The organism is Domibacillus sp. DTU_2020_1001157_1_SI_ALB_TIR_016, from assembly GCF_032341995.1.
Taxonomy (GTDB): domain Bacteria; phylum Bacillota; class Bacilli; order Bacillales; family Domibacillaceae; genus Domibacillus; species Domibacillus indicus_A.
Genome location: NZ_CP135438.1, coordinates 879,588 through 899,689, shown reverse-complemented (window position 1 = coordinate 899,689; position 20,102 = coordinate 879,588). Strand labels below are relative to the sequence as shown.

Sequence of the window (20,102 nt, the reverse complement as noted above, 5' to 3'; positions counted from 1 at the left end):
CTAACCAAATTTGAAGCGCTTACATAGGGACTGTAAAAAATAACTTGAAAAGAAACAGCTTCAAGTTTGTTTTACATTATAGAACAATGTTTTATAATTTATAACCTAAGCTGATTATAACTACCTCATTTAATGGGTGTCAATACATTTTTAAACTATTTTGACAACTTATTTTTCTGTTTAATCATGAAGGAATGTAATTATCTTAAAATACAGTCATGACTTCTCTTCTTTGCTTGCGATTGATCAATCTCTTCTTTGAAAACAAGGACATTCAGGTCCGTTTACTCTCTAAATGCTTCCAGACTTCTGTATACACATCCTTTAATGGCACCTTCCATTTCACAGCAATCGCTTTACACTCTTCATACTCTGGAGCACGCTGCACAATGTCCCCATCCATAAGGCCATATTTAACCGTAACCAGTCCCCATTTCGTTTCCAGCTGGATAAACTGCCTTTCCAGACGGTGGACAGTAAGCGGATAATAACGAACGCCAAGAGTCGTCGTTTCACGAAATAAAATAGCTTCCATTTCAGCAGCCTCCTGGGCAGCACAAAGAACCTGAAGAAGCACACCAGGACGGTTTTTCTTCATGTAAATCGGTGTGTAAAATACATCGTTGGCGCCTGCTTCCAATAATACATCCATAACATAGCCAAGCCATTCTCCTGATATGTCATCTAAGTTAACTTCCATTTTGATCATACCGCTGTCTTTATGCTCTTGATTCGGCGGACGGTGACTGTTCACACTTGTTCATTCCTTTCCAATAACTACTCTCAACACATTTGGACGGTCTTTAAATGTTTTCGTACCGGCACCATAGCCGATTTTTTCAACCGTCATAGATGGCATTGTGCCAAATGAGTCAGCTAATACAGCCGCAATTGCTGCGCCAGTCGGTGTTGCAAGCTCGCCTTTAACCGCTGTCCGTGCAATAGGGACACCTTTTAGGATTTCCAGTGTTGCGGGTGCGGGAACCGGATATGTCCCGTGATCAATGTGAATATGGCCGCTTCCAGTCGGGATCGAAGAACAATAAATCTTGGTGATACCGAGCTGATCAATCAAAATGGCTGCCCCAACGATGTCGATGATGGAATCAACAGCGCCCACCTCATGAAAATGGACACGCTCAAGCGGCAGACCATGAATCTTTCCCTCCGCTTCGCCGATCTTTTTAAAAATGGACAGAGCTGTATTTGTAACCGCTTTGTTGAATCCGGCTGCTTCAATCATATCAGCGATTTGTTTATACGCACGGTGGTGATGGTCATGCAAATGACTATGACTGTGCTCATCATGTGAGTGACCATGGCTATGGCTGTGATCATGATGGTCATGTGCATGACTATGGCTGTGGCTGTGGCCGTGATCGTGATGGTCATGTGCGTGGCTATGGCTGTGGCTGTGATCATGATGGTCATGTGCATGGCTATGGCTGTGGCTGTGATCATGATGGTCATGTGCATGGCTATGGCTGTGGCCGTGATCATGATGGTCATGTGCATGGCTATGGCTGTGGCTGTGATCATGATGGTCATGTGCATGGCTATGGCTGTGGCCGTGATCATGATGACCATTCTTTTCTTCTTGATTCAGCTCTACATCAAATTTAACAGCGGTAATGCCATTTTTGTTTACAGTTTTTTTTGAAAGTGTATATTCACCTTCCATGTTCAGTTTTTTTAGTTCTTCCTCCATTTGAGCCAAATCGGCGCCAGCATCTAAAAGAGCACCAATAACCATATCGCCGCTAATCCCTGAAAAACAGTCAAAGTATAATATTGTCATGTTGTTTCTCCTTTGTTGTTATATGCAAGACGGTGAATCAGCACCGCGTTGTAAGCTGCTCCAAAACCATTATCGATATTTACCACACTTACTCCGGATGCACAGGAATTTAGCATCGACAGCAGTGCAGATAATCCATTAAAGTTAGCTCCATATCCAATGCTGGTCGGTACAGCAATAATCGGATTTTCAACAAGGCCGCCCAGCACGCTTGGAAGTGCGCCTTCCATGCCGGCCACACAGACCGAAACAGCTGCCTCGCGTATCTCGCTAATATGATCAAGCAGCCGGTGAAGCCCCGCCACGCCCACATCATAAAAACGGCGTACCGGTACACCGAGCGTCTCTGCTGTAACCGCTGCTTCTTCTGCGACTGGCAGGTCTGACGTACCCGCACATATAATAGCGATAAAACCTTCTCCAGATGGCTTCTTTGTTACGAAGGACAATGTTTGAGCGATTTTGTTATACGATAGATCCGGCAGTTCATTTAAAATAAACACTGCTTTTTCCTCGGAAACACGCGTAGCAAGTACTTCATGACCGCGCCCTTTCAACGACTTGATAATCGCCAAAATTTGCTCAGCCGTTTTTCCTTCCCCAAAAATGATCTCCGGAACTCCCTGTCGTTTATGCCGATGATGATCAATTTTTACAAAACCGAGATCTTCATAAGAAGCCAATTTTTCTTTTGCTTCAGCAGCGGTTAATGTTCCGCTTTCCACACGCGCTAAAATATCATCAATCACGTTTTCCACCTGCTTTTATCTAAAATATTTCAGCATCTTTTACCCGGAAATATCCAATTGGGTGCATGCTGAGTCATGTGTATAGCAGCTTTTGATTATGTATTTTGTTCTGGCCAAATCTATCGCTGCTGTTTGGTATCAAGCCTTATTACACGCTTTTCAGCCATTCCGTTTCTTCCTTCTTTAATGACTGATTCATACTGCCGCTCCTGTAGCCGGCGAGGTCAAGTGATACGTATTTATAGCCAAACTGTTTCAGACGTTTATCAATTGCCGCGTGATATTCGAGTATAAGGGCAATATCGGCAGGCTCTACTTCAATCCGGGCTATTTCTCCATGTGTACGGACACGCACCTGGCGGATCGAAAGTGACTTTAAGTATGCTTCTGCTCTCTCTACTTTTGTTAATTTTTCTTTTGTGATCTCTTCCCCATAAGCAATCCTTGAAGACAAGCAGGCGAAAGACGGCTTATCCCAGGTTGGCAGATGAAACTGTTGTGACAAACGGCGAATTTCTTCCTTAAACAAATTGGCTTCCTGCAGCGGGCCGCGGATTCCTTTTTCTTTTGCTGCCTTCATGCCCGGTCGAAATTCATTCATATCATCAGCAATGACCCCGTAGACAATGTTTTGAAAACCTCGATCCTCTAAAACCGGAATTAAGTGGTCAAACAAACTGCTTTTGCAAAAATAGCAGCGGCTTTGATTATTTTCTGTGTAGCCTGGAATGGCGAGCTCTGATGTTTCAATAACAAGATGAGACGCGCCAATTTGTGCAGCAAGTGCTTGTGCTTCTTTTAATTCACTGGATGGATATGTTTCTGAATCTGCTGTAACTGCGAGCACATTTTCTTTGCCTAGCGTGTCGACGGCAGCTTTTAACAAGAAGGTGCTGTCCACACCACCTGAAAAAGCGACAACGACTGATTGCATTTCTTGAAGAATTTCTTGCAGCTTTTTGTATTTTTCTTCTGCCATCTTTGTTCATCCTTCCTCTTAAATTGTTACACTCTTACATCTTCCATCTAAGCGAGCGTCCTCTTTACGAGACAGGCTTACATCCCAAAGTCTTTTTTTGATAGCGCTTACTTTTTTTGCAGACAACTGACTTGACTACATTAACTGCCATCAAACTGCTTTCTTTTCGCTTATATTACAAAATAGTTCTCCATCCGTTCTTCTTTTTCCTTTAAAAATAATATTTTTCTACTAGCAGGATGAGAATATTCTATTAATCTAATCTCTTACATGCTATCTTCTCCTTGCTGTTTCTTCGATTGGGTTGTCAACACTAAATCAGACAACTTTTTTAAGAGATAAAAGTTTGTATTCTATAGTGGTTACTTAGTAGCCTATATGTTTCCTTAATCTGGATTGACGCTCCTATGTTGGACAAAATCGATCTAAAAAAACAAAAAAGGACAGCTTTCGCTGTCCTCGCTGTTTGCCTGGCGGCGTCCTGCTCTCACAGAGGGAAACCCCCAACTACCATCGGCGCTGAAGAGCTTAACGGCCGTGTTCGGGATGGGAACGGGTGTGACCTCTTCGCTATTACCGCCAGACTATATAATGAAATATCTTTTTCTTGGAACACTACGGAGAACTTTGGCTTTTTAAAGCCAAAGCTTCCGCAACTGCACAGGCTATTCCCTGGCTGTTTAACGAAGTACCCACTCTCAACCCTCATTGCCTTTTTGCTCACAATACCTGTTTATTTTCAATTATTCGTGACCCATGATTGAGTGATTTGGGCAAACTTTTCTGCAGCAGGAGAAAGCGCATAGCGGGTCGCAAGCCCGATGGAACGGTAGCTGTCTGTTTCTAAAGGAATCGCACGAAGTTCCGGCAAAAGCGGGTCCAGCACCATTTCAGGCAAAATGCTCACGCCTAAGTGATGGGCCACCATAGACATAATGGCCCTCTCTTCCATTAATTCAAAGCGAACAGCTGGCTGAATACCGTTTTCTTCAAATAAGCGCTTCACATCGTGATAGCCTCCATATGCCGGCATAATAAACGGCTCCTTTTCCAGATCCTCAAAACGGACTGAAGCATGATGATAAAGACTGCTTTCATTGGAAACAATACATAACAGCCGATCTTTTTTCAGCGGGATTACATTAAACTGGTCGGAGTGCTCCATATTGATAAATCCGCAATCAATTTCTCCGCTTAACAGCCACTGTTCAATTTCAAGATAATCTCCTTCTATTAATTCTATCCGGAGATAAGGATAGCGGTTTTCCATGATTTTAAGAATATCCGGAAGCCAGTTCGCCGATACACTGGTGAACACGCCAATTTTTAATGTTCCTTTTATCAGCCCTGTTATGCCAGCTGCTTCCTGATGTACTTTTTCGTTAAAGTATAAAACTTTCCGAATCGTCACCAACATCTCTTCCCCTTCCCTGGTCAGGGTAACGCCGGATCGATTCCGATGTATTAAAGAAAAGCCAAATTCTGATTCAAGGCCGGTTATCGCATGACTGACAGCTGATTGTGTTAGTCCTAAAACATCTGCCGCTTTGGTAAAGCTTTTCATCTCGGCCACTTTATTTAAAATTTCATATTTTACTAAGCTCATTTTCGTCTCCTTTCATTAAATTAATTCATGGAATTAATTATAAAGATTCATTTTACTAATGGTAAATCCCTTTGTATGTTAGTAAGAGAGGAACATAAAGGGGATGACTAAAATGAGTATTCAGCTAAAAGCGACTGTTATGATGATCGGAGTAAATATGTTCTGGGGCTTGTCCTATGTGTTTATGAAAATGGGGCTCGGTTCACTTGGCGCTTTTAATATTATTGCATTAAGGTGCTTAATCGCTTTTTTCATCGCCGGTATCTTATTCCGTAAGCAGGTTGTCAACATCAATATTAAAACGCTCACGTCTTCTTTTGTTTTAGGGGTGTTATTATTTTCTGTTTTTACTTTGGTAACTTTCGGTGTCAGCATGACCTCCGCTTCTAAAGCGGGGTTTCTTTTAAGCCTTACAGTTGTGTTCGTTCCTCTGATTCATTGCTTGCTGAAAAGAAGCCTACCGTCATGGACAGTAGGTACAGGTGTGATGATCACCCTTATCGGCATTAGTGTACTCACATTAAAGTCCTCTCTGACGATTCATTTAGGTGACCTTTTGTGTATCGGCTCTGCGCTTAGTTATGCGATTCACATTCTTTTTACAGGCTGGGCAGCTAAAGAAGGAAATCCGATCACCCTCGGTGTCCTTCAATTAGGCTTCGCAGGCGCTATTGCTTTGGTATGCAGCATGCTGTTTGAGCACCCTTCTTTGCCGGCAACGTCTGATGCATGGATTGCGATATTAGGGCTAGGCATTTTTTGCAGTGCTATCGGATTTATATGCCAGGCTATCGCCCAGCAGCATACATCTCCTACCCACACTGGACTCATTTTTGCGACCGAGCCCATTTTTGCTGCTCTGTTCGCCGTTCTTTTTTGGAGAGAAAGTTTTACATCAAAAGATTTTGCCGGGTCATCCCTCATTCTCTGTGGTATTTTATTAGCCCAGCTTGATCAAAAGAGGCTCTTTAACGCAAAATTTGCACACCGCTTTTTCTATAGACAAAGCGAAACCAAGTAGCTTTCCTTGAGAAAAACCCTGATTGTTTCACGTCAGGGTTTTTCCGTTATTGGTCTATGGAGTAAATCATTAATACATTTTTCTCCCAAACAACACAACAAAGTTCAAGTATTTATTAGAGACAGTCAACGTCATGAAAGCCGCTTTCTTTTAGCCAGCAAAGCTGTTCTTCAAGCGTAGACATTTTATCCAGCTTCGTACGTTCATAAGCCGCTTCGATTTCTTGTAGTGATAAACCGCTTCTTTCGACTTTGTTACGCCAGTCCTCTTTATACAGTGACTCTATAAACGGAGTGTCTCCAAGAACTTGATCAGCATTTACAAATACTCCTCCAGAATTTAGAAAAGAGAAAATTCTTTGGTATAGCTTCTTTTTTTCTTCATCAGGCAAATGGTGAATAGAAAGTGAAGAAATAACAAGATCATAGTTTCTGTCAAATGTATAGTCGGTATAATCAGCAATGATATAATCAACATCTTCATCCCTTGCGAATCTTTCCTTAGCGACATCGATCATTTTTTCTGAGAGATCGAACAACAAACCTGCTTCAGCCCTGCATATTGAAGCGGCTTTTCTAATATCATTGTTTTACTCGTCCGCTTCCCCGCCCGGTCTGTTCGTTTGAGTCGGAAGCGTATCCCAGAAGCTAGTATCCGCTGTTTCAATAGATCCATCTGCAATGGCTCTGACAGCCGCATCGAGCGTTGTGATGGTTTGTTTGATTAAGTAACCGTTGCTTTTTTGTCCAAGTGCATAGGATTCAATATAGTGATCAGACATGCCGCGCATTTCAAAAAGAAGGGTGGCAATATTATAACGCACGGCGGCACCGTTTCGGCCGATATTCACACCTGAACCGCCATCGTATCTGCCAATATGACCCCATCCGGTTTCTTCAATAGCGTGGTAAACGACAGAACCAAGTTTTTTAGAGTCCTCCAGCACTTCTGGCTTCACATCAGCATTTGTAGGATAAAGTATAGAACCCGATACCAATTCGCCATTGGTCTCGCTTAATGTTCCTTGGTGATGCAGGTCAATCATGTAGTTAATTTCGTATTTTTCAAACACATTTTCGTATAAAGATTTTACCTCAATTTGCATCTCGTCAATGGCTTTAGCATGCTCACGATTTAAATCAACATTGTTCGCATTATACCGTGTTAAATGGCGGTCTCCATCAGCCATATACTCATCAAGAGAGAAGTTCACATCTCCCATCGCTCCATCCGCATTGAGCATTGGGATCACCAGTATATTTACATGGTTTAAAACATCTTTTGTTTTGCTGGTACCCAAGTGTTTAATAAATTCTAAAGCTCCTTCTGTAGTCAGCTGCTCATTGCCGTGCTGCTGGGTTAAAAATAAAATGGTTGGATTCGAAAGATTCGAAATATATTTGGCCATATAAATATCCCGGCCTTTTACTGTCTGTCCGATGATTTCAAGCTCCATCGCTTCCTGCTTTGCGTCTTCTGTTTTTAAATACGCCGCCATGCTTTCATATGTATGCAGGTTAGACGTTTGGACGGAACCATTACCAGCACTCGGGCCATTTCCTACTGCACTGACTGGAAGAGAAACAGCCGTTACAGCCCCCCACGCTATTAAACCGGACAAAGAAACAGATAAAACTTTCTTTTTCACATTCATTTCGTCATCCTCCATTCCATTTATCGTACTTCCCTATTCGACTTTATCACGTTATTTGCTTGCTTTTAATAGAGTTGAAGGACTATTCATTAGACTATTTTCGACGCTGTGAACCATGATATGTACATACATAATTATCTTTATTTTCCATAAGTATCTATTAATTCATATTTTTTGTTATTTTTATTTTCCTGTAAAAGGTAAAATTGACTAAATTCCTTCGCTAATAACTTTTAAAGGTAAAAAAATCGATAAAAAGGCAGGGCTTTTTCTGCTGATTAAAGGCGAATGATGCGGAATGACAAGGAAAAAAGGTGAGGTAACAGCAATGCTGTGCACTTATTCGAGTCGTCAGAAAGGAAAAAACGTAATATAGATAAAAAACATTTTATGAAAATATATCACTCTTCTTTTTATAAAAACTTTCATTAAATTTAAAAAGCGGCTTTAAAGCTGCTTGAATAAAACTGATCCTACTAATGTAAAGCAATGATTATCTACTGATAAAACCACTTTCAAAATAATGGGTATCTGAAAATCCCTGAAAAAATCAAGAGAGCCATTCGCGATCATCCTCACGCTTTATCTCCTCGCCGGCTCGTTCCTTTTAAAAATTCATCACTAAAATGCCATAAAATTTCTTATCTACATTATGGTTTAGGAATCTGTCCGATAAACGTTTCAGCTTTGTTCAAACTATCAATCGGACTATCCGCTAATTGAACAAAAAATTAGCGCCGCATTCCCCTTCAAAATCTCCGATTTAGTGGGGGTTAGGCGCTAAGGTCTTAATTCTTCCTACTCTTCTATATATTTTTTCATTAGACCCATTGCTACTTCTTATTTATAATCACTCATATTGATTCTCTTTTCGTTTTACAATTGATTTCCATTTTGATACGATCAACGTATCGTAAGGACTAAATAATGGAAAGGAGGGTTTGATCATGAAAGTTGCGAAGTCACTGCTGCACAAAATTACAAACCGGACCGAAATCTTCAATGATACGCTAGATATTTATAATGATGCCCTGTCTTTCATCATTCAAGTGATCGACAAAGAGTTTGATCATACCGACGACCTGACAACAAAATCAATTGTGCCGGCAGTAGAAAAACTGATTCACGCAACCAAATCAAACCCTCTTCCGAAATACAAAGAATTTAACGAACGTTTTTACAAGTTTCCGTCCTATTTTCGCAGAAGTGCTATTGCTTCCGCTTTTGGCAAAGTAAAGAGCTTCCGCTCTAACTATCAAAATTGGGAAAAAGAGCAGAAATACGCTCTTTCCGAAGGAAAAAAGTTTAAAAAACAGCCTCCACGGCTGCAAGTAAAACATAAAGAGTTCCCCGTTTTTTATCGTGAGAACATGTTCAACAGGACGTCTGATACGACTGCGCAAATCAAGGTATTCTACCAGAATGACTGGGTATGGACAGATATCGAATTTAAAGGGCAGGACCTTTATAAACGGGGTGTCTGGGAATGGAAAGAGAACAACCCTAAGCTGATTAAGCGGGGAAAGAAATTCTTTCTTTCCATCAGCTATGAAAACAAAGTCACTTTAGCAAAAACGCCTATTCAAGAGCAAAAAGTGTGTGCGGTAGATCTCGGACTGACGAACTCTGCGGTTTGTTCAATTATCGATGTAAGAGGCACTGTCTTAGGCCGGAAGTTTATTGACCAGCCTAAAGAAAAAGACCGTCTGCAGACGTTAACGAACAAGCTGCGGAAAGCCCAGCGGGCAAGCGGCCGCATTGAGGCACCGAATTTTTGGCGACAGATCAATGGGTACCAGCAGCATATTGTCCGCCACACAAGCCAGGAAATTATAAAATTTGCAGCAAAGCATGGCTGTGACGTCATCGTATTCGAATATCTGGGCAAAATAAAAATCCCAAAAGGATTTTATGGAGCCAGGAAACTTCGTTTCAAGCTTCACGGATGGCGAAAAATAGGCATCCAGAACAAAGTGGAAGAAATGGCGCACTGCCAGGGCATGCGTATATTCCGGATCAATCCGCGAAACACCAGCGCCCTGGCATTTGATGGCTCTGGAAAAGTGGAACGGAACCGGAAAAAAGACCTTGCCACGTTTTCAACGGGCAAAGTCTATCACGCGGATTTGTCCGCTTCTTATAATATCGGGGCCCGTTATTTCATTCGGGCTTTTCAAAAAACCATTTCGGAAACGAAATGGTTGTCACTTCAGGCAAAAGTTCCTGAGCTGGCAATAAGGACATCCCAGACCTTGTCTTCGTTCATTAGTCTCCATCATGCACTCGGGCTTCCGAAGGAAGCTTAACCCGCTGATGTTGTACCGTATTCAAGATAAGGGATGCTCCATCAAAATCTTTGATTTAGGTGGAGAGGTTCACGAAATTGACTGTCTCCCTTTACATTTGGAAGAAGCATCTTTATCAAGGAAGCGAGCTGGGCTGCTTCATTAATTCTTTTTTCTCTTAATATAGCAGCCAGTCTTCTGTCTGTTTTCATTTCTTGGAGCAGCTGGTGAGGAGAAAACCCTCCTTTTTCAAAAGCATGGTGAAAGTATTTAGTAATGATTTTCCGGTCACTGATTCTAATAATAAGCTTCTCAGCCAGGATAACCTGATCTTTCCCCCATTCGACCAGTTGACTCGATGCATCAATTGCTTGGTTAATTTCACTTATCGAACCGATTTGCTTTGACAGCTCCTGTTTGGAACAAATGCCGCTTTTATGATGAGCACGAATATATGAAATCATTTGCTTTTCCGTTTGATGATTTGCTTCGCTCATAAGATCCTCTCCTTTTTCTTACCTTACCCCCAAAGTTGATATATAAAAGCTGGCGATGCTGCTTCAGGCATTTTAAGATGGCGCATTCTTTATCGGCAGTTTGATCCCCATAAAGAACCACTGCTTTCTTTTCCTCGTTGAAACATTTGTTCACAGCAAAAAAGCCGGAAATCCTGCAGAGATCATGCTGTTCTCTACCAGGTTTCCAAGCTTTTTAAAAAGTGTTTATGAGGTAGTGCAGGTCTGCCGTTTACCTCTGTTATCGATTTCGCCTACTCTTTTTGCAGAAAGTTCTTTACCCGGTCCACATACGGCTTTTTGTCGTAAGAAAAATATAAGTGGCTGGAAAGTTTAACGGGATCGCCAAAGAAAAACCGTTCATACAGCGTTTCGCGTGTACCAAACGAGCTCATCGTTAAATCCCAGGCCAGGCGAAATATTTTCACACGGTCCTCCGCATTCGCTGCTTTAGCCTGCAGGTAGTGGTCCAGGTCTTTTCGGATATTAGACTGAAAGGCCTTTTCAGTTGGGAGAGTCATTAATCCGCTTGCGCCTAGCAGCTGAATGATTTCTGCAAACCGTGGATAAATGCGCGGGAAAAAATGGACGGCAATTTGAAGAGTTGTTTGATCCGGCCGCATAAATCCCCACTCATCGATCTGTGCCTCGGCTTCTGACTTCATCACTAAAGCCTTCATCGTTTCTAAAGCAGTAATGATTTCAGACGCTTTGTCCTGAACGTGCTGATATTCCCCAATATGGATTGTTTCAATAATGGATTGAACAATCCCCAATACAAATTCTGTTTTTACAATCTGCCGGGAAGCTACTTGATGAAGTGTAAAAGGCAAAACGGAGCTGGACGGCATAAAGCCGTTAGACACTTCTATATTGTGATAGTAAAAAACACGTTCCCATGGAACCACTACATGATCAAACACTACAATCGTATCCATTTCTTCAAACCTTGAGCTAAGCGGATAGTTGAAAGCAGAGTCTCCTTCTACAAACGAGCCTCTGCAAATAAACGTAAGACCGTCACTGTTGCTGGGGATCGAAAAAGCAAAGCTTTTGGCTTTTTCCTGAATGCCGCCTGCTGAGTAAACAACGATTTCATCAGTGATCCCGCCTTGTGTGGCCAGGAGACGCGCTCCTTTTATAATAATGCCTTCACTGTTTGTGCCTACAATTTTGGCCGCTATCGGTTCATCGGTGTTTTCAAAGTAAAACTTGCCCCGGTTCACCTGCGGATCGATAAATGTATGAGTCATCGATACGTCATTTTCGCGCGCATATTCATAAAACTTCAGTAAATGCTCCGGGAAACAATGTTCTTTCCCTGTCAGCCAATTGGCCGAAGAAGCAAACGCCATTAACATCGTATTCATATAATCTGGGCTTCTGCCCATCATGCCGTTGTTTGACAAGGCCCACTGCTGGATCATCGCCCGCCTTTTCCTTAACTCTTCCTTTGTTTTCGGCTGTAAATACGACATCCCTACCGGCGCCCCGCTTAACGGTGACGGATATGTCAGGGTCCCTTTAAGGGAGTTCTTATGCTGCAAGTCATACAGTGCGGCCTGACTTTTCATGACTCCTTTGAATGCCGGGTGTTCCGAGATTTTGCCTGTTACCGGGACTCCATCTATCCAGACACATGTGTGCAGCCGATCAATCCGCTCAATGTAACCGTTACCGGTAATAGCAGCCATAGACACACCCCTACTTGTTTTGTTATGGACATGCAAAAGCCGTTCATCGCCTTCTTCACAGCATATGGATATGTCTTCTCAATTATTACTGCTGAGAGGCTGTACGATGCACTCATAAAAGCTATTTTTAGTTCTTAATTAACCCCATACGCGGCACCTCTTTAGTGGTTATACAGTCGAGCAAACGCCCTGCCCTCATTATGTATTAGCCTTAAAAACACTTCCTTCATTAAAACTTTTCTTCGACTAGAGATGCTAACGGTGAAGCCCTGCTTAACAAGCTCTCTTTCTGCCTTCTTAGAAATCTGCTTTATGTTGGACTGGACAAACCGAGCATCTTTTCCCTCCTGTTGTAAGCTTAACGTTTAAACAGCAGGTAGACCGAATTCTTAATGGCTTCTTCTGCCCTTCAATAACTTCTTTTTCTTTAAAATACGCAGCAAGCAGATTTGCCTCGTCTCCTCCAAAAAGAGAGGCCCGGTCTGGTGCCAGCAGCCACATAAAGTCTTTTTTTGCTCTTTTCGATACAGCAGATAATTCTTTTTCTTCCGCTACCGTTTCATAGAGCCAAGATATATAGACCGCCAAGTTTTCTCGTAGAATAGCGGGAGAAATTCCCGTTGCTTCTTTGGCAGATTCAATCACCGCGTTCATATGATAGAACGCTTCTTCAATCTGCCCGTGTTTTTGCCTGCAGACCGCTTCATCCAGGAAAAACTTTGGCCTCCAAGCATCTAAATGGCCATCATCAACCAGCCAAATGGCCTGGGGCGAAAAGAAAAAGGGCTTGCGGAAAAACGACCAGGAAGCAAGAACCCCAACTAGTAAAAATGCATAACGCTTAATGAAAATCGAAGCGGCGACTTTTGTGTTATCTGATCCAATACGGCCGGCTTCTTTTTTTAAAAAAGCGGAAAAAGCGTCTGGTTGGAGAAACACAGAAAGCGGTACACCTTTTCCGCTTTTTGGTTTCTCAAATAAAAAACGACTTCTCGATTCCAACAGCTCTTTTTCTTTCGCTGTCCAGTTACTTTGCATAAGAAGGTGACCTTTCCAAAATAGAACGGCCTTTTCCATATGGAATACAAAGCGGTGTACCGAAAAGAGGGTCCGTTATAATCTGGCATTCCATTTGAAAAACATGTCTTACAAGTTCACTGTTCATAATGTTTTCGGGTGCGCCCTGCGCATAAACCCCTTTATCTTTAACGGCGATAATGTGATGTGCATAGCGGCAAGCCAGGTTTAAATCATGCAGCACCATCACAATCGTCCGCTGTTCAAGCTCATTTAATTCAAACAGCAGATCCAAAATGTCAATCTGATGGGTCATATCTAAGTACGTAGTAGGTTCATCAAGCAGAATCGTCTCGGTGTTTTGAGCAAGGGTCATGGCAATCCAGGCTCTCTGCCTCTGTCCGCCGGACAGCTCATCAACAGGGCGGTCTTGCAAGTCAAGAAGGCCGGTTGACGCCAGGGCATTTTGAATGGCAGTTTCATCTTCAGAAGACCACTGCTTCAGCCATGTTTGGTGCGGATAGCGTCCCTGCTTGACTAGCTGCAGTACGGTCAGTCCCTGCGGGGCGGATGGCGACTGTGGCAGGATCGCCATTTTTTTGGCTACTTCCTTTGTCGGCATGCTGGCAATCTCTTCTCCATCGAGCAAAATCGTTCCGGAAATCGGCTTTAGCAGTCTTGCTGCCGACCGAAGCAGCGTTGACTTTCCGCATCCATTGCCCCCTATTAGAACCGTAATTTTCCCTTTGGGTATCGCTAAATCAAGTTCGTCAATAATAATATTCTTCCCATATGACAATGTTAGTTGCTCTGTTGTAATGCTCGTTTCAGCCATTTGTTTTCACTCCTTATAGCCGTTTTGACCGTAAAAGTAAATAAATAAAATAAGGGGCGCCGATTCCAGCCGTAAATACACCAGCAGGAACTTCTAACGGCAAGAAAAGGGTGCGGCCAACTAAATCTGCCAGTATAACTAAAATAGCACCTAACAAAGCCGAAGCAGCGAGCAAGGGACCAAACGATGAACCGACCAGCCTCCTTGCCATATGAGGAGCAATTAAACCGACAAAACCAATTCCTCCCGCGAACGCTACTGCACCGCCGACAAGCCCGGTCGCAAGTAAAATCAGCCAAAAACGCTGGCGTTCCACCTTTACTCCGGCATTTACGGCCAGCTCCTCCCCAAGCTCTTGTATATTAAGATGGCGTGCTGCCAAAAACGTAATGATCATGAGAGATACTGCATAAGGAGCCATAATGGAAACTTCTTTCCAGTTCACTCCATGAACCGTCCCTGTAATCCAGATGTTGGCCTGGCTTGCCTGATGAATGGGCCCTACGATCATCATCATCGTCGTAGCTGCCTGCATTAAAGCAGATACCCCGATGCCAATGAGCACCATGCGGACAGGTGAAACACCGTTTTTCCAGGACAATAGGTAAACGAGTAGCGCGGCCAGCGCAGCCCCTAGAAAAGCAGCCAGCGGCAGCCACTGTATACTGACCGTTAAGGCATTGCTTTCATTGCTAAAAAGAGCCAAAAAGCTGACAACAGCTGCACTTGCCCCAGCCGTAAGACCAATAATGTCAGGAGATGCGAGTGGATTTCGCACCAGTCCCTGCAAAATAGCTCCCGCCATGGCCAACGACATTCCTGCCAGCATGGCTACAATCATTCTTGGCATTCGGAAAGAAAACACAACTAACTGATCCAGCTGTGTGCCGCCGCCAGTAAATGTTTGAAGTACGCTCATAAAGCTGAGCCTGATATCACCTAAAGCCGCACTTACTGTAAAAACGGCTAAAAGTACAAAAAATAATAAGAGAATTTTTTTTGTGGCTGCTAGATCCAGCAAAAAAGATATACGGCCTTGAGACAGCCGTGTTACTTGATATCGCTTCATTGAGCGCCAAACCCCTTTCTTGCAATGTAAATAAAGAATGGCACTCCAATCACAGCCGTCATAACACCAACCGGCACTTCCTGCGGCATAATAATATAGCGGGCGCTGACATCTGCTGCAAGCAGAAAAACAGCGCCAAGCAAGCCTGAAAAAGGCAGCAGCCATCGATGATCGATTCCAATCCAGCTTCTTGCAATATGAGGAACCATGATTCCTACAAATCCAATGGGCCCGGCTACTGCAACGGTTCCGCCCGCAAGCAGTACAACGACCATGACAGATAAAGATTTCACAAGCACTAGGTTAAGACCAAGTCCTCTCGCGACATCATCACCCATCGCCAGAACATTCAACTTTTTGGCCAGTAAAAGAGTAAATACCCATCCAGCTGCTAAATAAGGAAAAACGGCTTGCAGCACCTCAAGCTTCCGTCCCTGCACAGAGCCAGCAAGCCAAAAGAGCACTTGTTCAAGAGCTGAATCTTCTAAAACAAGAAGCCCTTGCGTGAACGAAGAAAACATGGCCGCAATAGCCGCACCTGCCAAAGTTAGTTTCATAGGGGTCATCCCTTCTCTGCCAGCTGCACTTATGCAGAAAACAAGAACAGCGGCCAGCCCTGCTCCCGCAAAAGCAACCCAGGACAGAGTCTGCGTTCCGTTTAAGCCAAATATTGTTATAGCAGCGACAACAAAAAAGCTCGCCCCCGCGTTGATTCCAAGAATACCTGGCGCTGCCAGCGGGTTTTTAGTCACAGTCTGCATAATAGCTCCTGCCATAGCCAGACTTGCCCCTGCCGCTCCAGCAATGAGCGCTCTTGGAAGCCGGACGTTTTGGATCACTAAGTGATCGGTTGAACCGTTAAACTGTACAAATGCCTGATAGGCTTCCCTCCAGGAGGTATCCGTATAGCCGTATACAATACTTAACAGCACACATAGCGCTGCAGCTAACATACCACCTAGTAAAAATAATAGATTTTTTGTTACATTCTCCATCCTCGTATCCTTCCTGCCGCCCATACATAACTTTTAAAAGCGATTCCAGTGATATTGTAAAGAAAAACAAGCCTTACCGTCAATGACTTTGAAAATCATTATCATTTACTATTGACTTAAGGATGAGATGCCATTACTATAAACGTTGTAAATGGTAATGAAAATCATTTTCAAAGATTTTTTATAGGGGGATACATACATATGAAGTGGAACAAATCTATTTTATCTTTGCTTTCGGTTCTATTGCTGCTCATCTTAGCAGCTTGTGGAAACAAAGAAGAAAAAACAGCGGGCGCTGAAGGAGAAAAAGAAGCACCGGCTGAAGAATCTTATACGATTGAACATGCAATGGGGACAACGGAGATTAAAGGAACACCTGAGCGAGTCGTGATCTTGACAAATGAAGGAACAGAAGCCCTGCTTGCGCTTGGCGTTAAACCGGTTGGCGCTGTTCAATCCTACGCCGGCGACCCATGGTATGACCATATTAAAGACCAGATGGAAGGCGTAGAAGTAGTGGGACAGGAAGATCCTGTAAATGTAGAAGCGATCGCAAAGCTTCAGCCCGATTTGATTATTGGCAATAAATTACGCCAGGAAAAAATTTATGACCAGTTAAGTGCCATCGCACCGACTGTATTTTCAGAAACACTGCGTGGAGAATGGAAAGAAAATTTCGAATTATATGCAAAAGCAGTTAACAAAGAAGAAGAAGGAAAAGAAGTCATTGCAGCATATGACCAGCGGATTGCAGATTTAAAAGCAGAGCTGGGCGACAAAGTGAAGAAGGAAATTTCTATGGTACGTTTCATGCCGGGAGATGTTCGTATTTATCATAAAGATTCTTTCTCCGGTGTTATTTTAGAACAGCTTGGGTTTGCCCGTCCGGCAGAACAGGACAAAGATGATTTTGCTGAGAAAAATGCAACAAAAGAGCGTATTCCAGCCATGGATGGCGATGTTCTTTTCTACTTCACATTTGAAGAAGGAAGCGGCGAAGCGACCGAACTTGAAAAAGAATGGATCAACGATCCTCTTTTCAAAAATCTTCAGGCAGTAAAAACCGGAAACGCTCATAAAGTAGATGATTCAATTTGGAACACAGCCGGCGGAGTTATTGCAGCAAATAAAATGCTGGATGACCTTTCTGAAATTATGAAAAGCAAATAAGAAAACAAACACTTTTTTCTTATAATAAAATAATGCATACATGCATCTCTATGCGGGAGGAAAATCTTTTTTCTACTCATGGAACTGATCCTGTCTGAGAAACAGGCCAGTTCCATGCTCCAGCTGGAGATTTTTTTATGAATAAATGGCCTTCACCTTCTTCATTACCTGTTCTATGTTTAATAAAAAATAAATCTGGCTAAAATATAAATAACTAAAGAGGAGGTATACAATCATGGCTAAAGACGTTTTATGTGAGGTAAATAACTGCAAGTATTGGGCATCGGGAAATAAATGTGCAGCAGAAGCGATTTATGTTGTCAGCCATAAGGGGAAAGAAGCATCTAATAGTGAAGAAACTGATTGCAAAACATTTGTTCCAGAGCTGTAATTCTCTTTAAGGCAACCGCAATATAGGTTGCCATCTCTTAGCCCTTCTGTTGATAATAAATATCATTTTCATCTAAAATTTATTTTCAGAATAGACAAAAAACTTTACTTTACCCCTCTTCCTTCACAACAATCTTTTCAGCAGTGCTCCTTTTAAAGAAATTAAACACATCCAATTCTCTTTTTATTCCACTTTTACATACTCCATTTTTTTGTATATGAATTTTTCTTAAACCGAGATACTTCCCTTCTTCTGCACCGTTACATTTTTGCCGCAGTACAGCCATGGTTTGAACTGACCGTTTAAAAAGCCAGGGCTGTTCTCCCTGGCTTCCCTGCTTTTATTCACACCTATTAAACAGGCCGCTCTTTTCGAAGCACACGCATATTCAGCAAAACGAAGACGGCAATGAACCCAGCAAGGACGAGCAAATCGATTCCGACTGTATCCATTCCTGCGCCTCGTGTCATAATATTTTGCAGGGCGTGAGCCGCATACGTAAGCGGCATTAAGCGGTTAATGACCTCTACCCAGACGGGTGCGTCAGATAAATCAAAGATTCCGCTGAAGAAGATCTGTGGTACGATTGCAAGCGGAATAAACTGAATAAGCTGAAACTCGGATTTTGCAAAGCTTGACAGCAGCAGGCCGAGTGACAAAGCGACGCTTGCAGTCAGTAAGTTCACAAGCAGCAGCAAACTGTAGCTTCCGGACTGGGTTACATCCAATACATTCACCATAAACAACTGAATCAGAAGCGTTTGAATGACGACAAACAGAAAAAAGCCGATAAAATATCCCCATACGATACTCGACCTCTTTAATGGTGTCGCAAGTGTTCTCTCCAGTGTGCCCGATGAGCGCTCGCGGAGAAAGCTTACCCCTGAAATAATGAACACAAACAAAAAGATAAAAAACCCCATTAAAGCGGGGGCCGTTTGATCAAAGAGCCCTGCATCTTCGTCGCCGTATAAAAAATCAATTTGCGGCTTTCCAACAGCCGTAGGTGCAGACTCAACCGGCACATTCGCTTCCTGGCCGAGCTGAACCTGCAGCTGCTTGATTTGTTCGAACAGCTGCTTGTTTACCGTCCGCCCCTGCTCAACGGATTGTTTGGTTAAAGCAGATTGAATTACCTGGAGCGCCTGCGCATTTTTGGACACATCGCCTCCTTCAATTAAAATATGAGGTGTTTCGTTTTCTAGATAAACAAGCGCATCGATTTGCAGCCCTTCCATCGCTTCTTCCGCTGCTTCGCGTGACGCATACGAGCGGGCAGGCGTTTCTTCTTTTAATATTTGTTCGAAGGACGCTGGCAGGCCAACTGTGCCGATCGTAACGTTGTCTGAACTCGACCCTAAAATGGTAAATAATAAATAAAGAATAAACAAAGGAGCCAAAAACATCATCGCCATCGTCCGTTTATCTTTGAATACCTGGGCAACGACACGTTCTGCGACCACGAGCGCCTGCATTACACCCCCTCCTTTTGAATAAATACATTTTCAATAGACCCGAAGCGATTGATCAGTTCACGCGGAGTGCCTGCGTCGATCAGCCGTCCATCATGGATAAGCAAAAGACGGTCACATCTTTCTGCTTCATCCATAATGTGGGTCGTGACTAAAATCGTCACTCCCCTGGAGCGAAGTGCTTCAAACTCTTCCCAAAACGTTCGCTTCAACTTCGGATCAATCCCCACAGTTGGCTCATCGAGCAGCAAAATCTGCGGGTCATGAATGAGTGCAATAGCCAGACTCAGCCGGCGCTTCATCCCTCCTGAAAAAGAATGGATAGGCCGATCCGCATCTCTCGCCAAGTCCACAAAATGCAGAACATATTCCATTCGCTCTGCCAGCTTTTTCTTCCGGAGTCCATATAATTTACCGAAATACTTCAAGTTTCCTTTAGAAGTTAAATCATCATACAAAGCGTCCGATTGTGCCATATACCCAATCTGCTTCGATACCTTAAGGGTGGGCTGCTGTTCATTGAATACATGAACCGTTCCTTTCGTCGGAACCTGCATGCCAATCAACGATTTAATTAACGTTGTTTTCCCCGAGCCGCTTGGTCCGATCAGCCCCACCATTTCTCCCCTCTCAATTGAAAAATCCACTTCTTTTAAAACATCCTTTTTTCCAAATGACTGAGAGTAGCCTCGAACCACAATCATCGTGATCCCCTCCTTTTATACAACAATTGTTGTATAAGAATCGCTGTGTATTCTATCTTTATTATTAAGACTCTGTTTTAAAGAATCAATTTGCAAAACAATCGATCTGTTGTTTATCGAACAAAAGGGACAAAATTGTCGTTTAAAA

Annotated in this window: 17 protein-coding genes, 1 rRNA gene and 1 pseudogene; 4 read left to right on the top strand and 15 right to left on the bottom strand. The window is 43.0% G+C overall.

The window, feature by feature from the left end; all coding sequences use genetic code 11:
- Positions 1-274: 274 nt before the first annotated feature.
- The 5 genes and pseudogenes from larC to RRU94_RS04245 form a co-directional block, all read right to left on the bottom strand.
- Positions 275-1,753, bottom strand: a pseudogene (gene larC, locus RRU94_RS04265) (nickel pincer cofactor biosynthesis protein LarC).
- Positions 1,754-1,794: 41 nt separating this feature from the next.
- On the bottom strand, positions 1,795-2,547 hold the full coding sequence (gene larB / locus RRU94_RS04260) for a nickel pincer cofactor biosynthesis protein LarB (RefSeq protein WP_315690526.1): 753 nt from the start codon (positions 2,545-2,547) through the stop codon (positions 1,795-1,797).
- Positions 2,548-2,695: 148 nt separating this feature from the next.
- Positions 2,696-3,526, bottom strand: coding sequence for an ATP-dependent sacrificial sulfur transferase LarE (larE, locus tag RRU94_RS04255; protein ID WP_315690524.1), 831 nt, complete (start codon positions 3,524-3,526; stop codon positions 2,696-2,698).
- Positions 3,527-3,994: 468 nt separating this feature from the next.
- Positions 3,995-4,110: ribosomal RNA gene (gene rrf / locus RRU94_RS04250) — 5S ribosomal RNA — on the bottom strand.
- 155 nt (positions 4,111-4,265) lie between these two features.
- Entirely contained in the window at positions 4,266-5,132 is an 867-nt protein-coding gene (locus RRU94_RS04245; RefSeq protein ID WP_315690521.1) for a LysR family transcriptional regulator, read from the bottom strand.
- Between the two features lie 112 nt (positions 5,133-5,244).
- Here RRU94_RS04245 and RRU94_RS04240 point away from each other — a divergent pair, with 112 nt between their 5' ends.
- Positions 5,245-6,153, top strand: a complete 909-nt coding sequence (locus RRU94_RS04240) for a DMT family transporter (RefSeq protein ID WP_315690519.1) — start codon at positions 5,245-5,247, stop codon at positions 6,151-6,153.
- A 115-nt stretch (positions 6,154-6,268) separates the two neighbouring features.
- Here RRU94_RS04240 and RRU94_RS04235 read toward each other — a convergent pair whose 3' ends face one another.
- Entirely contained in the window at positions 6,269-6,691 is a 423-nt protein-coding gene (locus RRU94_RS04235; protein WP_315690517.1) for a class I SAM-dependent methyltransferase, read from the bottom strand.
- 51 nt (positions 6,692-6,742) lie between these two features.
- A complete protein-coding gene (locus tag RRU94_RS04230; protein ID WP_315690515.1) occupies positions 6,743-7,807 on the bottom strand; it encodes a M14 family zinc carboxypeptidase in 1,065 nt (354 codons plus the stop codon).
- A 947-nt stretch (positions 7,808-8,754) separates the two neighbouring features.
- Here RRU94_RS04230 and RRU94_RS04225 point away from each other — a divergent pair.
- Positions 8,755-10,113 carry an RNA-guided endonuclease TnpB family protein gene (locus tag RRU94_RS04225; protein ID WP_315690512.1) on the top strand — a complete coding sequence of 453 codons (1,359 nt, stop codon included), beginning with the start codon at positions 8,755-8,757 and terminating at the stop codon, positions 10,111-10,113.
- A gap of 41 nt (positions 10,114-10,154) precedes the next feature.
- Here the strand turns inward: RRU94_RS04225 and RRU94_RS04220 are convergent, their stop codons facing one another.
- The 6 genes from RRU94_RS04220 to RRU94_RS04195 form a co-directional block, all read right to left on the bottom strand.
- On the bottom strand, positions 10,155-10,589 hold the full coding sequence (locus RRU94_RS04220; RefSeq protein ID WP_315690510.1) for a hypothetical protein: 435 nt from the start codon (positions 10,587-10,589) through the stop codon (positions 10,155-10,157).
- A 272-nt stretch (positions 10,590-10,861) separates the two neighbouring features.
- Positions 10,862-12,301: a 4-hydroxyphenylacetate 3-monooxygenase, oxygenase component gene (gene hpaB, locus RRU94_RS04215; protein ID WP_315690508.1), complete on the bottom strand. Its 1,440-nt coding sequence runs from the start codon at positions 12,299-12,301 to the stop codon at positions 10,862-10,864.
- A 297-nt stretch (positions 12,302-12,598) separates the two neighbouring features.
- A complete protein-coding gene (locus tag RRU94_RS04210) occupies positions 12,599-13,339 on the bottom strand; it encodes a hypothetical protein (RefSeq protein ID WP_315690507.1) in 741 nt (246 codons plus the stop codon).
- Complete coding sequence (locus RRU94_RS04205) at positions 13,329-14,153, bottom strand: ABC transporter ATP-binding protein (RefSeq protein ID WP_251272919.1); 825 nt, start codon at positions 14,151-14,153, stop codon at positions 13,329-13,331. The genes RRU94_RS04210 and RRU94_RS04205 overlap by 11 nt, the downstream gene beginning before the upstream one ends.
- Positions 14,154-14,166: 13 nt before the next feature.
- On the bottom strand, positions 14,167-15,222 hold the full coding sequence (locus tag RRU94_RS04200) for a FecCD family ABC transporter permease (RefSeq protein WP_315690505.1): 1,056 nt from the start codon (positions 15,220-15,222) through the stop codon (positions 14,167-14,169).
- The gene (locus RRU94_RS04195; RefSeq protein ID WP_315690504.1) at positions 15,219-16,217 is read right to left on the bottom strand and encodes a FecCD family ABC transporter permease; all 999 of its coding nucleotides are present in this window, start codon (positions 16,215-16,217) and stop codon (positions 15,219-15,221) included. The genes RRU94_RS04200 and RRU94_RS04195 overlap by 4 nt, the downstream gene beginning before the upstream one ends.
- Positions 16,218-16,418: 201 nt before the next feature.
- Between RRU94_RS04195 and RRU94_RS04190 the strand changes: the two genes are divergently transcribed.
- Positions 16,419-17,387, top strand: coding sequence for an ABC transporter substrate-binding protein (locus tag RRU94_RS04190; protein ID WP_315690502.1), 969 nt, complete (start codon positions 16,419-16,421; stop codon positions 17,385-17,387).
- Between the two features lie 235 nt (positions 17,388-17,622).
- Positions 17,623-17,778 carry a DUF1540 domain-containing protein gene (locus RRU94_RS04185; RefSeq protein WP_251272915.1) on the top strand — a complete coding sequence of 52 codons (156 nt, stop codon included), beginning with the start codon at positions 17,623-17,625 and terminating at the stop codon, positions 17,776-17,778.
- 353 nt (positions 17,779-18,131) lie between these two features.
- On the opposite strand, the gene RRU94_RS04180 is transcribed toward RRU94_RS04185, so the two are convergent.
- Positions 18,132-19,253 (bottom strand): ABC transporter permease, encoded by a 1,122-nt coding sequence (locus tag RRU94_RS04180; protein ID WP_315690499.1) that lies wholly within the window; start codon positions 19,251-19,253, stop codon positions 18,132-18,134.
- A complete protein-coding gene (locus RRU94_RS04175) occupies positions 19,253-19,954 on the bottom strand; it encodes an ABC transporter ATP-binding protein (RefSeq protein ID WP_315690497.1) in 702 nt (233 codons plus the stop codon). Before RRU94_RS04175 ends, RRU94_RS04180 begins: the two co-directional genes overlap by 1 nt.
- Positions 19,955-20,102 lie beyond the last annotated feature (148 nt).

What these genes read in the sequence shown, in the direction of transcription:
- larE (WP_315690524.1), bottom strand. Translation starts at nt 3,526, where the DNA reads ATGGCAGAAGAAAAATACAAAAAGCTGCAAGAAATTCTTCAAGAAATG.
- RRU94_RS04245 (WP_315690521.1), bottom strand. Translation starts at nt 5,132, where the DNA reads ATGAGCTTAGTAAAATATGAAATTTTAAATAAAGTGGCCGAGATGAAA.
- RRU94_RS04240 (WP_315690519.1), top strand. Translation starts at nt 5,245, where the DNA reads ATGAGTATTCAGCTAAAAGCGACTGTTATGATGATCGGAGTAAATATG.
- RRU94_RS04230 (WP_315690515.1), bottom strand. Translation starts at nt 7,807, where the DNA reads ATGAATGTGAAAAAGAAAGTTTTATCTGTTTCTTTGTCCGGTTTAATA.
- RRU94_RS04225 (WP_315690512.1), top strand. Translation starts at nt 8,755, where the DNA reads ATGAAAGTTGCGAAGTCACTGCTGCACAAAATTACAAACCGGACCGAA.
- RRU94_RS04220 (WP_315690510.1), bottom strand. Translation starts at nt 10,589, where the DNA reads ATGAGCGAAGCAAATCATCAAACGGAAAAGCAAATGATTTCATATATT.
- hpaB (WP_315690508.1), bottom strand. Translation starts at nt 12,301, where the DNA reads ATGGCTGCTATTACCGGTAACGGTTACATTGAGCGGATTGATCGGCTG.
- RRU94_RS04210 (WP_315690507.1), bottom strand. Translation starts at nt 13,339, where the DNA reads ATGCAAAGTAACTGGACAGCGAAAGAAAAAGAGCTGTTGGAATCGAGA.
- RRU94_RS04205 (WP_251272919.1), bottom strand. Translation starts at nt 14,153, where the DNA reads ATGGCTGAAACGAGCATTACAACAGAGCAACTAACATTGTCATATGGG.
- RRU94_RS04200 (WP_315690505.1), bottom strand. Translation starts at nt 15,222, where the DNA reads ATGAAGCGATATCAAGTAACACGGCTGTCTCAAGGCCGTATATCTTTT.
- RRU94_RS04195 (WP_315690504.1), bottom strand. Translation starts at nt 16,217, where the DNA reads ATGGAGAATGTAACAAAAAATCTATTATTTTTACTAGGTGGTATGTTA.
- RRU94_RS04190 (WP_315690502.1), top strand. Translation starts at nt 16,419, where the DNA reads ATGAAGTGGAACAAATCTATTTTATCTTTGCTTTCGGTTCTATTGCTG.
- RRU94_RS04185 (WP_251272915.1), top strand. Translation starts at nt 17,623, where the DNA reads ATGGCTAAAGACGTTTTATGTGAGGTAAATAACTGCAAGTATTGGGCA.
- RRU94_RS04180 (WP_315690499.1), bottom strand. Translation starts at nt 19,253, where the DNA reads ATGCAGGCGCTCGTGGTCGCAGAACGTGTCGTTGCCCAGGTATTCAAA.
- RRU94_RS04175 (WP_315690497.1), bottom strand. Translation starts at nt 19,954, where the DNA reads ATGATTGTGGTTCGAGGCTACTCTCAGTCATTTGGAAAAAAGGATGTT.